General features: G+C 50.8%; 14 protein-coding genes. 10 read left to right on the top strand and 4 right to left on the bottom strand.

Annotated elements, in window-relative coordinates:
- The 4 genes from A918_RS0102655 to A918_RS0102640 form a co-directional block, all read left to right on the top strand.
- A partial coding sequence (locus A918_RS0102655) for a branched-chain amino acid ABC transporter permease (protein ID WP_022709559.1) occupies nt 1-767 on the top strand: 767 nt, incomplete at its 5' end.
- 72 nt (nt 768-839) lie between these two features.
- A complete protein-coding gene (locus tag A918_RS0102650; protein WP_022709558.1) occupies nt 840-1,820 on the top strand; it encodes a branched-chain amino acid ABC transporter permease in 981 nt (326 codons plus the stop codon).
- The gene (locus tag A918_RS0102645) at nt 1,813-2,562 is read left to right on the top strand and encodes an ABC transporter ATP-binding protein (RefSeq protein WP_022709557.1); all 750 of its coding nucleotides are present in this window, start codon (nt 1,813-1,815) and stop codon (nt 2,560-2,562) included. Before A918_RS0102650 ends, A918_RS0102645 begins: the two co-directional genes overlap by 8 nt.
- Nucleotides 2,562-3,245, top strand: a complete 684-nt coding sequence (locus A918_RS0102640) for an ATP-binding cassette domain-containing protein (protein WP_022709556.1) — start codon at nt 2,562-2,564, stop codon at nt 3,243-3,245. The genes A918_RS0102645 and A918_RS0102640 overlap by 1 nt, the downstream gene beginning before the upstream one ends.
- A 94-nt stretch (nt 3,246-3,339) precedes the next feature.
- Here A918_RS0102640 and A918_RS0102635 read toward each other — a convergent pair whose 3' ends face one another.
- The 4 genes from A918_RS0102635 to A918_RS0102625 all read right to left on the bottom strand — a co-directional run bounded on the left by A918_RS0102635 (nt 3,340) and on the right by A918_RS0102625 (nt 6,495).
- Nucleotides 3,340-4,029, bottom strand: coding sequence for a DUF899 domain-containing protein (locus tag A918_RS0102635; RefSeq protein ID WP_022709555.1), 690 nt, complete (start codon nt 4,027-4,029; stop codon nt 3,340-3,342).
- Between the two features lie 189 nt (nt 4,030-4,218).
- Entirely contained in the window at nt 4,219-5,109 is an 891-nt protein-coding gene (locus A918_RS21235; protein ID WP_245257281.1) for an acyltransferase, read from the bottom strand.
- Nucleotides 5,049-5,294 carry a hypothetical protein gene (locus A918_RS21670; protein ID WP_156831373.1) on the bottom strand — a complete coding sequence of 82 codons (246 nt, stop codon included), beginning with the start codon at nt 5,292-5,294 and terminating at the stop codon, nt 5,049-5,051. Before A918_RS21670 ends, A918_RS21235 begins: the two co-directional genes overlap by 61 nt.
- 223 nt (nt 5,295-5,517) lie before the next feature.
- Nucleotides 5,518-6,495 (bottom strand): 3'-5' exonuclease, encoded by a 978-nt coding sequence (locus tag A918_RS0102625; RefSeq protein WP_022709553.1) that lies wholly within the window; start codon nt 6,493-6,495, stop codon nt 5,518-5,520.
- A gap of 495 nt (nt 6,496-6,990) precedes the next feature.
- On the opposite strand from A918_RS0102625, the gene ahpC reads away from it, so the two are divergent.
- From ahpC to A918_RS0102595, 6 genes are all read left to right on the top strand, one after another.
- Nucleotides 6,991-7,554 carry an alkyl hydroperoxide reductase subunit C gene (gene ahpC, locus A918_RS0102620; protein ID WP_022709552.1) on the top strand — a complete coding sequence of 188 codons (564 nt, stop codon included), beginning with the start codon at nt 6,991-6,993 and terminating at the stop codon, nt 7,552-7,554.
- A 79-nt stretch (nt 7,555-7,633) separates the two neighbouring features.
- Nucleotides 7,634-9,202, top strand: a complete 1,569-nt coding sequence (gene ahpF / locus A918_RS0102615) for an alkyl hydroperoxide reductase subunit F (RefSeq protein ID WP_022709551.1) — start codon at nt 7,634-7,636, stop codon at nt 9,200-9,202.
- 13 nt (nt 9,203-9,215) lie between these two features.
- Nucleotides 9,216-10,121 (top strand): LysR substrate-binding domain-containing protein, encoded by a 906-nt coding sequence (locus A918_RS19225; RefSeq protein ID WP_022709550.1) that lies wholly within the window; start codon nt 9,216-9,218, stop codon nt 10,119-10,121.
- A 510-nt stretch (nt 10,122-10,631) separates the two neighbouring features.
- Nucleotides 10,632-12,311: a carbon starvation protein A gene (locus A918_RS0102605; RefSeq protein ID WP_022709549.1), complete on the top strand. Its 1,680-nt coding sequence runs from the start codon at nt 10,632-10,634 to the stop codon at nt 12,309-12,311.
- A gap of 4 nt (nt 12,312-12,315) precedes the next feature.
- Nucleotides 12,316-12,600, top strand: coding sequence for a cory-CC-star protein (locus tag A918_RS0102600; RefSeq protein WP_022709548.1), 285 nt, complete (start codon nt 12,316-12,318; stop codon nt 12,598-12,600).
- Nucleotides 12,591-13,580 carry an ArsA family ATPase gene (locus tag A918_RS0102595; RefSeq protein WP_022709547.1) on the top strand — a complete coding sequence of 330 codons (990 nt, stop codon included), beginning with the start codon at nt 12,591-12,593 and terminating at the stop codon, nt 13,578-13,580. The genes A918_RS0102600 and A918_RS0102595 overlap by 10 nt, the downstream gene beginning before the upstream one ends.
- The last annotated feature ends 116 nt before the right edge of the window (nt 13,581-13,696 follow it).

Below are 13,696 nucleotides of genomic sequence, written 5' to 3'. Positions count from 1 at the left end.
GCGCCGTTGTGGCTGCGGCAACCGGCTCTTTCTGGCTCGGGCTCATTGCCAGCCTGATTGCTGCGGCTGCTGCCGGTGCAATCATGGAAATGGTACTGATCCGCAGATTATATAATCGCAGCCACCTCGATCAGGTTCTGGCAACCTTCGCACTGATCCTGATTTTCTCCGATGCGACGCGATGGATATTTGGTTCATTTCCGCTTTATCTGGATATTCCGCCACTTTTGCAGGGCTCTGTTACGCTGCCCGGCGGCTCACAATATCAGCTATACCGGCTGGCGATTATCGGTGCCGGTATTGTTGTTGCAGTCGGGTTGTATTTTCTCATTGCAAAAACCCGTCTTGGCATGCGCATCCGCGCCGGTGAGGCAGACCGTGAAATGATCGGCGCATTGGGCGTTGATATTGCAAAACTCAACACGATTGTTTTTGCCTTAGGTGCGGCACTTGCAGGCCTTGCCGGTGCACTGGTCGGGGCGCTGCAATCCGTACAGGTCGGCATGGGTGAGCCGGTATTGATCCTCGCTTTTGTGGTGATTGTGATCGGCGGTATCGGCTCGGTTAAAGGTGCGCTGGCCGGAGCAGTTCTGGTCGGCGTGGTGGATACGATGGGGCGCTTTTTGCTGCCCAAACTGTTCGCAATCTTTATGGAGCCGTCGCAGGCTGCAACAGCGGGAACCGCGCTGGCATCCATGCTGATTTATATTGTTATGGCGATCATTCTCACGGTGCGCCCACAGGGATTGTTTGCAGCCAATGGATAATTTCACAATGTTTTCTTCATGCTGCGCAACGGTTTTAAGGCCAGAGAATGTGACATATCAGGAGCTGGCACGATGACACGCGAAACAATGATAAGTCTGGTTTTTGCGCTGGCACTGCCGATCATCGCATTGATTGCCAATCAGATGGGCGAGATATTTTATATCTCACTGGTGACACGTATTGCCATTCTGGCTCTGGCAGCCACAGGGCTTAATCTGGTGCTGGGTCTTGGTGGCATGGTGTCTTTCGGGCATGCGGCATTTTTTGGCATCGGCGGTTATATTACCGGTATTCTGGCCAGCCATGCTGCCGACGGATCGGCGCTGATGAGCTGGCCAATGACGATTTCAGGCAGCGACCAGATGCTGATTATCTGGCCTGTTGCTATGCTGGTTGCCGGTCTTGTCGCGCTGCCAATCGGCATTATCAGCCTGCGCACATCGGGCGTGTATTTCATTATGATTACACTGGCTTTCGCGCAGATGATTTATTACTTCGCAATTTCATGGCCGGCCTATGGCGGTGAGGACGGGTTGTCCCTCGCCTTGCGCAATAATTTTCCCGGCGTGAATACGCTCAAACCGCTGAGCTTTTTCCTGATCGCTTACGGCGTTTTGATGGTAGTACTGTTTCTGTTTTCACGCATCCGCAATTCCCGTTTCGGCGCGGCATTGGAAGGTGCGCGGCAGAATGAATTGCGGCTGGCTTCCGTTGGCATTGGCCCCTTGCGTATCAGACTGGTCGCCTTCGTATTGTCCGCGATGATTACGGCACTTGCCGGTGCTTTATTTGTCGATCTCAATCGTTTTGTCAGTCCGTCCATGCTGTCATGGCATATGTCGGGTGAACTGATTGTGCTGATTATTCTTGGCGGCACGGGGCGTTTGTTTGGTCCTCTGATCGGTGCGGTGCTCTATGTGCTGTTTGAATTCGCACTTGGTGGCATGGTTGAACACTGGCAGCTCTTCTTCGGACTGATTTTGCTTGGTGTTGTGATGTTTGCGCGTGGCGGCATTATTGGGCTTGTTGCAGGGAAAATCCGTTATGGCTGAGACTGTTCTCGACATTAAAAACCTGCGTAAGAGCTTTGGCGGGCTGAAAGCGACCGATGATGTCAGTCTGGACTTACGCAAAGGAGAAATCCATGCGCTGATCGGGCCGAACGGAGCCGGAAAATCCACTCTGATCGGGCAGATCGCCGGTACGATTAAGCATGACAGTGGCACAATCCGTTTTGACGGGCAGGACATCGGCTCGCTCGGCGTGACACAGCGTGCGCAGCTGGGGCTGGGGCGGACATTTCAGGTGTCCTCGCTGATGCCGGAATTTTCCGCCTTGCGAAATGTCATGCTGGCTTTGCAGGCATGTCAGGGTTCCAGTTTCCGTTTCTGGAAGCCGGTAATGCAGGATGCGGCTTTAAAAGATGAGGCCGCTGCCATTCTGGATCGTGTTCATCTCGGATCACGGATGCTGGTGTCCAGCGCCGAACTTTCCCATGGTGAACGCCGCCAGCTTGAAATTGCAATTGCATTGGCTCTGCGCTCCAAAGCACTGTTGCTGGATGAACCGATGGCCGGAATGGGGCCTGAAGGCTCAAAGCAGTTGACGGCATTTCTGGACAAGTTGCGCCATGAAGTGCCGGTGCTGCTGGTTGAGCATGATATGGATGCGGTTTTTGCTTTGGCCGACCGGATTTCCGTTCTGGTTTATGGCCGCGTGGTCGCGACCGGCACTGTGGCTGAAATCCGCAGCAATGCATTGGTCCGTGAAGCCTATCTCGGGGAGGCGGTTTGATGTTGCTGGAACTCAATCAGGTAGAGACATTCTACGGCGCTTCACAGGCACTTTTCGGCATTGATCTGTATGTGGAAAAAGGTGAGGTCGTCGCGCTTATGGGGCGCAACGGCATGGGTAAAACCACCACTATCCGTTCGGTTTTCGGACTGACTCCACTACGTCAGGGTAAAGTCAGCTTCATGGGGCGCAATATTTCGGCGATGCAGCCCTATCGTATTGCGCGGCTGGGGCTGGGGCTGGTGCCGGAAGGACGGCGTTGTTTTCCAAATCTGACGGTTACGGAAAATCTGCTGGCTTCTGCCCGCAAAGGGGAATGGACGCTAGAGGCGGTGAATGAGCTGTTTCCCCGACTGAAAGAACGCAGCCAGCAACAGGCGAATACTTTGTCGGGTGGTGAACAACAGATGCTGGCGGTTGGTCGGGCGCTGATGACCAATCCGGAATTGATCGTGCTGGATGAGGCGACCGAAGGCCTTGCGCCGGTGATCCGGCTGGAAATCTGGAAGGCTGTGCGGGAACTGAAACGGCGTGGTCAGTCCATTCTGGTCGTCGATAAAACGCTGTCGGAATTACTGCCGGTAGCGGATCGTTGTGTTGTGCTGGAGCGTGGACGCACAGTCTGGCAAGGCACATCCGGTGAAATGACGGCCGATATTCAGGACAGATATCTCGGCGTGTAATTTGTAGTGCAAGAACGGGTCTCTCCCCGAACATATTCGTTCAGGGAGAGACAGGTAAAATCTGTCAGCCGGTGAAAATACAGTTTAAAGCAGTTTAGCGATCATATTCATCGTGACGCCGGTTCCAGACATATGGCTCCGTCTGCGGCCATCCGGCGGGTGAATCTTCCCAAAACTCCTGACGACCATAAGGGGTCAGATCCAGATAGGTCCAAAGACTGCCGAGATACTCAACCCCGCGTGCGCCGTTAAAATAGGTGCGGTAGATATTCTCGCCATCGCGCAGGAAAACACTGACACCATGTATTTCCTGCATGATGTCCGGCGTGGCCGGATCACTCCGTGTAGCGCCCATATCCTGATTAAAATCGCTATGCTGCGAGGAGTACCAGTTCGGATACTGCCAGCCCATACGCTTCTGATAGTTTTGCAATTTTTCCAGCGGGGCGCGTGAGATGAGTACGAGCGATGTATCCCGTGCATTAAGATGTGCGGGATGGGTCATTGCATCCACAACCCATGAGCAGCCGTCGCACCCCGCCCGCCATTCGGGTGCAAACATAAAGTGATAGACAATCAGCTGCCGACGCCCCTCGAAGAGATCTGCCAGACTGACTTCTCCCGATGGACCGGTAAAGGAATATGGCTTGTCGATTTTAACCATCGGCAGACGCCGGCGTTGTGCATTCAGCTGGTCGCGCGCGCGGGTAAAGACTTTTTCCCTATCGATTTGCTCTTCGAGTGCGGTTTGCCATTCATTCATCGAAACAATTTCAGGCAGCATTGCAATAAGCTCCTATTGTTGATGGTATCGCTTAAAATCATTCTCTGATGCTTGTAAGACAGGGCTGACGGCTCTGTCTTACAAGCATCAGAGATCAGGACGTCTGTTGTACCGGAAATGCGGATGGTTCACCACTTTCTTAACAAAGATGGTGTTGGCACCGGAGAATCCGGCTCAATATTCCGGCTGTTAAACAGCCTTATTGAGCACGCTGCTCTGTTTTCTGGAGTTCATTAATGTTCTGCAATAGCGCAAGAGTGGCCGTTCTACGAACCAATATAGCAAACATCCGGCAATAATCGTTGCGCTGAAGACCGCGAGGTAAATCAAATACGGGCTCAATGGGATATATGCAGATATTTTAATCATCACTTTAGCGATCAGGCCGAGAAATGCCAGATGCGTCAGGTATATCGTGTAGGAAGCATCACCGATGAGGCTGAGAATTTTAAATCTCGTAGTCCCGAACCCGCTTCTCTCATAGGACATTGCACCTAAAATGAGCAGACCGAAGCTGACAGCATAAATGATCTGGAGATACTGATAGCTGATACCGCGGCTTTCCAGAATATAGACGAGAATAAACAAGGCAAGACCGGTCAGAAAAGCCGGTTTCAGATTGATATTCGTGAAACGATGAAAGGCATAAAAAGCTGCCATTCCGATAAGAAAATTAAAATTTAGCGGGGAAAAATAAGTGGTTAAAGCCGATCTTGAGCCTTCTTCGGCATATTGAAACACTATGCCACCGGTCATCAGCCATGCAGCCAAGATAACTATACCGAATGTTCTGTTCAGAATAAGTGTTGCAAAAATCAGGTAAAATGCAAGTTCGTGAATGAGCGTCCACGCGGGTGTGATCGGTAGTTCGAAACTATCGAGGCGAATTAAAAATATTGTCGATATCCAGTTGCTGAAACTTTCCGGCACAATGCTTGCGCTGCCAAATCCCAGCGCCACCAAACCGCAGAAAATCGCTGTATACAGCCAATAGACGGGAAAAAGTCGTGTGAAACGTTTCAGCAGATATTCCGGGGCACGCTCCGGCTGATTGATATCTTTGTAATGTGCAAAAACAATAATAAAGCCCGAAAGGACGAAAAAAAATCTACGCCTAAATTCCCGCGATGCGTAAAATTTAAAAAAACCGCATCATTAAGGTAGCGGGAACTACCGAGCAGCAGAGACAGATGGAAAGCAACAACAGCCATCGCAGCCAAACCACGACCTTGCTGCAAAGACTTACGCTGAAGCTGCGTACTCATAGAGAATCCTCAAAACGGAAAAATTTTTACGTTCTGAGATATCTTTTATAGTAAAAACAGGATTATGAAGAGTTTTTCAAAGTTCGTATGAAATGTTTATCTCCTGAATTTTATGTGAATACTTGTTCTCCATGTAAATTTAAGCAGTTAATTAATATTAGAATGTCTTAACTATGCATTCATTTAGTAAAATCTCGAACCGGAACATCAGGCAAGAGAGCGACTAGCGGCTTTTAAAGCGATCCTGTGCTGTCAGCCTGATGGATAGCGGTTCAGCATCTTTCCAGCGATAGATTTCCGTTTGAAGATAGTGCAACTCGTCGGCATAGTTGTCTTCGTCAACTTCAACCCACCACGCTTTGGGGCGACCGTCATTACCGTCTGACCACCGGTAGCCCCGTTTTTTCAGATGATCTTTCATGTCAAAGGGGCTGTTTTCCGCGTAAATTCTGACACGGGCTTTGCGGCTGGATTTGAGCAGCTCAGTGAAAGGAACAGTTGCGTCCGCCCCTGCAGTCCGGATCAATACTTCCAGTAATGCGTGGCAATCATCTGTCGCGCGGTGTCCGTTATGAAACAGCCCGCTCTGGCCAACCAGATAGCCCAGTTTGCTGCCTTCAAAACCAAACCCTGACCACTGCACTTCCGCAACGGAACATGCCCATGCTTTGGATGCGAATAATGGGGACAATTTCTCACAGAACGGTCTGTCAAATCCGGCATTATGAGCAATGATGAGATCGGCAGGTTCGATCATCGCTTCCAGCGACCGGAGGTCAAGTGTCTGACCCTGCACCATTGCATCAGTAATGCCGGTCAGCCGTGTAATCTCCGCCGGAATTGGAATTGTTGGCTGCTGCATTCCGCTGAAGACGCCAACCACATCACCAAAAGCACCTTCATCATTATAGGTAAAGGCAACGGCACCAACCTCGATGATCTGGTCGGTCACATGGCTCAGTCCGGTTGTTTCCGTATCAATAAGAACAGCAAGCCGCTCAAACGGACTGTCCTCCCGCCTGACAACCGGGCGTGGTGTCAGCTTGCGCAGAATACGGAACCGTCCTGTTTCTTCCAGTTGTTGCGCTAAAGCCTCCTCATTATCCGGCACAGATTTGCGGGTGTTGGCAACCGACGGCACGTCAACCGGATGGCTGGTTTTCGTGTCAAACATATCAAACTGGACTGATTTTAAATTCATACCGCAAATCTTACTACTGAGACTTTAGAGCATAATTCCTTAAACCTGGATCAGTTTAAGGTAAAATAATGCTCTAATTTTAAAGTGTTAGAGCGTCCTTTGTGTGCCAAGTCTGGCACATGGCGCTCTAGAATGCGCATATTCTAATTAATCTTGGCAATTAAAGTCAAAGTCCATTTGCCAGACAGGGATGCCGGTGTTTTTTTAAAAGAAGCCTGACTGAGACTAGACGTAATACATAGCTCAGTTCACTGCTGTGAGAACTGAGATTTCCACAGAATGCAGTGCATTGACGATATTGCATAGCTGCTATGCAAAAATGAAGGACATTGGAAAGCCGGCAAAATTTCGATCTAACTTATTGTTTTAATTATATTTATTGAAATTTTATGTGGCGATAGTTAAAACCTATCAATTTTATATGATTAATTGACTTTATAAATTGCGCCTTAGCCTCTATACGGAGCCCAGACAACATTCTGACAGGAGTGCACAATGGCAACCGTAAACACACAGATCAAACCTTTTATCGCGCAGGCTTACCGTCAGGGTAAATTCATCTCCGTGACTGAAGAAGACGTATTGGGCAAATGGGCCGTATTTTTCTTCTATCCTGCTGACTTTACCTTCGTATGCCCGACCGAATTGGGTGACCTTGCAGATCATTATGAAGAACTGCAGAAAATGGGTGTTGAGGTTTATTCGGTTTCTACCGATACGCATTTCACACACAAAGCCTGGCACGATTCATCCGACACAATCGGCAAGATCAACTACACCATGCTCGGCGACCCGAGCGGTGTTGTAACCAATAATTTCGGTGTTATGCGCGAAGGTCAGGGTCTTGCAGACCGCGCAACTTTCATCGTTGATCCGGACGGTATCATTCAGGCCATGGAAATCACTGCTGAAGGCATTGGCCGTGATGCTTCTGATCTCGTGCGCAAGATCAAAGCTGCTCAGTATGTGCGTTCGCATCCGGGTGAAGTTTGCCCTGCAAAATGGCAGGAAGGCGAAGCGACCCTTGCTCCTTCGCTCGATCTCGTCGGCAAAATCTGACGTACCGTAAATAATAAAACGGGCGGCTGTTTCCGCAGCTGCCCGATTATCTGTGACAGTTTAGCAAGAGGAACACAGTATGCTCGATACGAACTTGAAAACCCAGCTGAAGGGCTATCTGGAACGTCTGGTGCGGCCGGTTGAAATCATCGCCTATGCCGGAGATGATGCTAAATCGCGCGAACTGCTGCAACTTCTTGAACAAATCCGCGAACAGTCGGACAAGATCACGATTAAGCGCGGCGATGTGGCCGGTGCGCGTGTGCCGGCCTTCGCACTGACCTCACCGGGTGAAGATATTCATCTGGTTTTTGCCGGTCTTCCGCTTGGTCATGAATTTACCTCTCTGGTGCTGGCTCTTTTGCAGGCCGGTGGTTACCCGCCAAAGGTTGAGCAGGCACTGATTGACCAAATTCGTGGCATCAAGGGTAATTTCCGTTTCGAAACATATTACTCACTTTCCTGCCAGAACTGCCCTGATGTTGTGCAGGCGCTGAATCTGATGGCTGTACTTAATCCTTGTATTGAACATGTCGCTATCGACGGTGCGCTGTTTCAGGATGAAGTTGCCGAGCGTCAGGTCATGTCCGTCCCGTCCATTTTCCTGAACGGCGAGGCTTTCGGTTCCGGCCGTATGGGCGCTGAAGAAATTCTGGCGAAGATCGACACCGGCGCAGGTGAACGTGCTGCCGAGGCGATTAACGCACAGGCACCTTTTGATGTACTGGTTGTGGGTGGCGGTCCTGCCGGTGCAGCGGCAGCAGTTTATGCCGCGCGCAAAGGCATCCGTACCGGTGTTGTTGCTGACCGTTTTGGCGGTCAGGTGCTGGATACAATGTCGATTGAGAATTTCATTTCGGTTACCCATACAGAAGGGCCAAAACTGGCCCGCGCTCTGGAAGCGCATGTGCGTGATTATGATGCCGAGATCATCAATGGTCAGCAGGCTGTTAAGCTGGAACGGATTTCTGAAGGCTTTAAGGTGACGCTGGCTTCGGGCGCATCCCTTACCAGTACTTCTGTTGTGTTGTCGACCGGTGCACGCTGGCGCAAAATGGGCGTGCCGGGTGAACAGCAATATATCAATAAGGGCGTTGCTTTCTGCCCGCATTGCGATGGACCGTTGTTTAAAGGCAAGCGCATTGCCGTGATTGGCGGCGGTAACTCCGGTGTGGAAGCCGCGATTGATCTGGCTGGTCTGGTCAGTCACGTAACGCTTATCGAATTTGACAAGGCACTTCGCGCTGATGAGGTGCTGCAACGCAAACTGAAAAGCCTGCCGAATGTGACTGTTCTCACATCGGCCAAAACCACAGAAGTGACCGGCGACGGCAAGCGTGTCACCGGCCTGACTTATGAAGACCGGATCAGCGGTGAAACCCGTTCGCTCACACTGGAAGGCATTTTTGTGCAGATCGGCCTTGTGCCGAATACTGAATGGCTGAGGGATACAGTGTCGCTGAATGCCCGCGGTGAAATCATCACGGATCTATACGGTGCAACATCGGTTCCGGGTGTCTTCGCGGCAGGTGATTGTACAACTGCACCTTATAAGCAGATTGTGATTGCGATGGGCGAAGGAGCACGGGCATCGCTTGCAGCTTTTGACTATCTGATCCGTCTGCCTGCTGAGGAGCAGGCGGCTTAATGCGCGGTCTCGCATGAACCTCCGCGAGCTCGAATATTTGGTTGCGCTGGCTGAACAGCGCAACTTTCATCGTGCGGCTGAAGTCTGCAATGCCAGCCAGCCGACCCTTTCTGCGCAGATCCGTAAGCTCGAAGAAGAGCTGGGCGTTACATTATTTGAGCGCTCATCACGCGGACTTATTCTGACGCAAGCCGGTGAAGCAGCAGTCAGACGCGCACGCATAATACTTCATGAAGTGACGCAATTGCGCGACGAAGCTGCGGGACATTGTGCCGATGGTACACGGCGCTTGCATCTGGGTGTATTCCCGACACTCGGTCCCTATCTTTTGCCGCATATTGTGCCGCAATTTATGCGTCATTTTCCGTCCATGGAAATTTTACTGACGGAAGAAAAAAGCACCATCTTATTGCAGCGGCTGATCGACGGGCAGATTGATGCCGCATTGCTGGCATTGCCGGTTGAAGACCCGCAGGTCACCGGACAAAAACTATTCTGTGAGCCTTTCCATCTGGCCGTACCTTCCGGTCATGTTCTGGCGGGACAAGACCGCTTATCGGCAGATGCACTTTCCGGTCAGCGTCTGATGCTGCTCGAAGAGGGGCATTGTCTGCGCGATCAGGCGCTTACATTGTGCCGGCGTTATGGTGCACATGAATATGACGGTTTTCGCGGTACCAGCCTCGAGACTTTACGGCAGATGGTTGTGGCGGGTATGGGGCTTACTTTATTGCCGCAACTGGCTTGTATCGGAGCCAATGCGCAAAATCACATCGCTTTTTTACCGCTTGAGGCCGATGGGTTTCAGAGAAATATTGGTCTTTACTGGCGCAGATCAAGTAATTCCGGTGAGTTGATGGAAAAACTCTCATCCATCATAGCCGGTGTTGTCGCTGAACTTATGCCGCAACAGGGCTGAGATGGGCTGAACATATTGCGCTTCAGCAGAATCATTTCGCGTCAGTGAATATGCGCTTGTGTGAAAAACTGAGAACATCGCGCGTGCGTTGAAGTTCTGTGTGTGTCCATAAAGCCGGTTCAGACAGGTTTCGACACAGTGGCATTGCTCGCAAAGTATTAACAATAATAACAATGCGTTACATATAATGCGCTGTACTTGCCCGTAAACCTTAATAGCTGCTTGTGCAGACTTGGCTAAGCTCTGGTCTTCAATACATTGAGATGCAGAGAATGGCGCTTGCACATGGAAAATATTTCATTAATAATTTGACATTCGCAATCTGTATATCTTGTTGCCGTATCGCATTATGAAATTTATCTATGACAGAAAATGCATACATTTTGCTGAGTATTTTTATAATAAACGACAATATACTTTATTAGACTTTAGTTTGACTGCAACTTGGAGTGCAACAGAAAAACAGCATCATAATTCAATATAAATCGGCTTGCTATGGGAGGAAATGGTTTGAGCGCGATAATATTTATACTTGTCGGCCTTGCCGCATTTGCAGGGGGCTATTTCGTTTATTCGAAATACATTGCTGAACGCATCTATGCACTTGATCCGGAATATAAAACACCCGCTCATGCCATGAAAGATGGCGTAGATTATGTGCCAACCAACAAGTTTGTGCTGTGGGGGCACCATTTTACTTCTGTTGCCGGCGCAGCACCTATCGTTGGTCCTGCCATTGCGGTGATCTGGGGTTGGGCACCGGCCTTTATCTGGGTTGTGCTCGGTACTGTTTTCTTTGCAGGTGTTCATGATTTCGGTGCGCTATGGGCAAGTGTCCGCAACCGCGGCCGCTCAATCGGTGCACTTACGGAGAATGTTCTTGGCACCCGTGCCCGCTCCATTTTCATGACTGTTATTTTCCTGCTGCTGCTGATGGTCAACGCCGTTTTCGCAGTGGTCATTGCAGGCCTGCTGATTAATTTCCCGACATCGGTGATCCCGATCTGGGGCGCAATTGCTGTGGCAATCGTTATCGGGCAGCTGATTTATCGCCATGGCGTCGGGCTGCTGTGGCCGTCCGTGATTGGCGTGATCGTGCTTTATGCGCTGATCTTTGTCGGACAGGCTTATCCGATTACTTTGCCGGAATCCTTTCTCGGCATGAGCCCGATGGTGCAGTGGATTCTCTATCTCTTCATCTATGCGGGTATTGCATCGCAATTGCCGGTCTGGGTTCTTCTCCAGCCGCGCGATTATATTAACGGGCTTCAGCTCTTTGTCGGGTTGTTGCTGCTCTATGGTGCAACTCTGATTGCGCAGCCGCAGATCGTGGTACCGGCATTCAATCCGGATGTTCCGGCAGGAACACCGAGCATTGTGCCACTGTTGTTCGTGACCATCGCCTGCGGTGCCATTTCCGGCTTCCATGGTCTGGTCTCGTCGGGTACATCATCCAAACAGCTCGACAAGGAAACCGATGCCCGTTTCGTCGGTTATTTCGGCGCTGTCGGTGAGGGCATGCTTGCGCTCGCTGCGATTATCGCCTGTACGGCTGGTTTTGCATCTTATGAAGCCTGGCAGGGCGTATATACGCAGTTCTCTGCCGGTGGTGTGAAAGCCTTTGTTGAAGGTGGTGCAAATATCTTGTCAGCAGGCACGGGGCTTGGTGTCGGTATTGCCGCAACTATCCTGACTGTTATGGCCGCATTGTTCGCCGGAACAACGATGGATACAGGTCTGCGTCTGCAGCGCTATGTTATTCAGGAAGTCGGCGAAATCACCAATATCAAACCATTGCAGGGCGGTACAGTTGCGACTCTGGTCGCGCTTGCAAGCTGTCTTGCTCTTGCCTTTGGTGCGGGTACAGGCGGTAGCGGCGGTATGCTGATCTGGCCGTTGTTCGGTACAACTAACCAGTTGCTCGCCGGACTGACACTTGCGATTGTTGCAGTGATGTTGCTGCGTATGAAGCGTCCGGTTCTGCCGGTTCTGATCCCGCTGGCCTTTGTGCTGGTCATGGCGATCCTTGCGCTTTTCATACAGCTCGGAACATTCTTTGCGAATAAACAATGGTTGCTGTTCGGGCTGGGACTGGTTGTGCTTGGTGCAGCGCTCTTTGTTGCGCTGGAGGCAATCCGGACAATGCGCAGGGAATATAGCGCGCAAGCGGCTGCCGGACTGGCGGATTGACCTGATGTCCAGACGGCTGAATAAAGAAAAACTGGCGGCGCTGTTCAGCGCCGTCTCTCAAGGTCTGGGGGAGTTCTATGCTGCGCCCTACAGACGCACTTTTGCAAAAGCCAGACGTGAGGAGGACGATCTTTTCATGATGCTCGTTTTTTCGGAAAGTCTGGGTATCCCTAATCCCGCTACCTATTACACTCTGGAACTGATGCCCGAGCTCTATGACCGTTTTCACGACTGGCACGTCAGAATGGGTATGGAACACTCGCCACTTGATGGTTTCCGATGCTGCTGAATATTTTGAAAGATCGCAGGGTTCTGTTTTTTGGTGGCAAGGGCGGGGTCGGGAAGACGACGCTTGCCAGTGCAACAGCCGCAGGACTTGCTCAGCAAGGTCGCCGCATATTGGTGGTTTCGACCGATCCTGCACATAATCTCGGTCATTTGTGGGAACGTGAGATTGGTGCCAAGCCGGTTTCGCTGATGGCCGGTCTGGATGGTATTGAACTTGATCCAGGCAGCACTGTCGATGAGCATCTTAAAACAGTCGAAAATTCACTGCGAAAACTGATGCCGGAAAGGTTGCATAAGGAAGTCAAACGCCATCTGGAGCAGGCGCGTGAAGCACCGGGCATGGTTGAGGCGGCATTACTGGAGCGAACTGCCGTGACTTTGGAAACAGGGCTTGCGCACTATGACACAGTTATTTTTGACACCGCGCCAACCGGACATACGACCAGACTTCTCGAATTACCGGAACTGATGGCGGCATGGACGGACGGCTTGCTCAAGAACCGCGAACGCTCGGGCAATTTCACCCGTGCGCTTGGCCAGTTTAAAGCCGTTGATGTCGATAATGATGTTGCCAGTAACCTTTTTGCGGATGAACCAACGCGCGATCATGAAATGCGGGCGGTTTTGATACGACGGCAGGATCGTTTTCGTAAGTTGCGTGAAATCCTGACAGATAGTGAAACAACAGCCTTCATGATTGTTCTGACCGCTGAGCGGTTACCGGTTCTCGAAACGATCGAGCTTTGTCAGCGTTTGCATGATTTGCAGGTATCTGTCGGCGGTCTTTTTGTGAACCGTCGTTCACCGCGGGGCGAAAGTGCATTGCTCGATCAGCGTGCAAAGAATGAAGATGAGCATCTGGCGAAATTAATCAAAGCGTTGCAGCCCAAAGTGCCGGAGATTAAACAAATTCCTCTGTCTGCCAATGAGATCATCGGCGGGCAGGAGCTTGTGCATTTTTCCTCCGCCTATCTCGGCTGATTTTTAAAAATGACAGGATATGCTCAAACTGGCTCTGTTGCAAAAAATATAGTTGTCAAGGAAAGCCCCTCGTTCTCTGCTGTCAAGCGGTCTGACCTTGTAGATTCTGGGCGAGC

Source organism: Pseudochrobactrum sp. AO18b, assembly GCF_000409565.1.
GTDB classification, from domain to species: domain Bacteria; phylum Pseudomonadota; class Alphaproteobacteria; order Rhizobiales; family Rhizobiaceae; genus Pseudochrobactrum; species Pseudochrobactrum saccharolyticum.
This window is presented reverse-complemented; position numbering and strand designations above follow the sequence as displayed.

What these genes read in the sequence shown, in the direction of transcription:
- ahpF (WP_022709551.1), top strand. Translation starts at nt 7,634, where the DNA reads ATGCTCGATACGAACTTGAAAACCCAGCTGAAGGGCTATCTGGAACGT.
- A918_RS0102650 (WP_022709558.1), top strand. Translation starts at nt 840, where the DNA reads ATGACACGCGAAACAATGATAAGTCTGGTTTTTGCGCTGGCACTGCCG.
- A918_RS0102600 (WP_022709548.1), top strand. Translation starts at nt 12,316, where the DNA reads ATGTCCAGACGGCTGAATAAAGAAAAACTGGCGGCGCTGTTCAGCGCC.
- A918_RS19225 (WP_022709550.1), top strand. Translation starts at nt 9,216, where the DNA reads ATGAACCTCCGCGAGCTCGAATATTTGGTTGCGCTGGCTGAACAGCGC.
- A918_RS0102645 (WP_022709557.1), top strand. Translation starts at nt 1,813, where the DNA reads ATGGCTGAGACTGTTCTCGACATTAAAAACCTGCGTAAGAGCTTTGGC.
- A918_RS0102625 (WP_022709553.1), bottom strand. Translation starts at nt 6,495, where the DNA reads ATGAATTTAAAATCAGTCCAGTTTGATATGTTTGACACGAAAACCAGC.
- A918_RS0102595 (WP_022709547.1), top strand. Translation starts at nt 12,591, where the DNA reads ATGCTGCTGAATATTTTGAAAGATCGCAGGGTTCTGTTTTTTGGTGGC.
- A918_RS0102640 (WP_022709556.1), top strand. Translation starts at nt 2,562, where the DNA reads ATGTTGCTGGAACTCAATCAGGTAGAGACATTCTACGGCGCTTCACAG.
- A918_RS0102635 (WP_022709555.1), bottom strand. Translation starts at nt 4,029, where the DNA reads ATGCTGCCTGAAATTGTTTCGATGAATGAATGGCAAACCGCACTCGAA.
- A918_RS21670 (WP_156831373.1), bottom strand. Translation starts at nt 5,294, where the DNA reads ATGAGTACGCAGCTTCAGCGTAAGTCTTTGCAGCAAGGTCGTGGTTTG.
- ahpC (WP_022709552.1), top strand. Translation starts at nt 6,991, where the DNA reads ATGGCAACCGTAAACACACAGATCAAACCTTTTATCGCGCAGGCTTAC.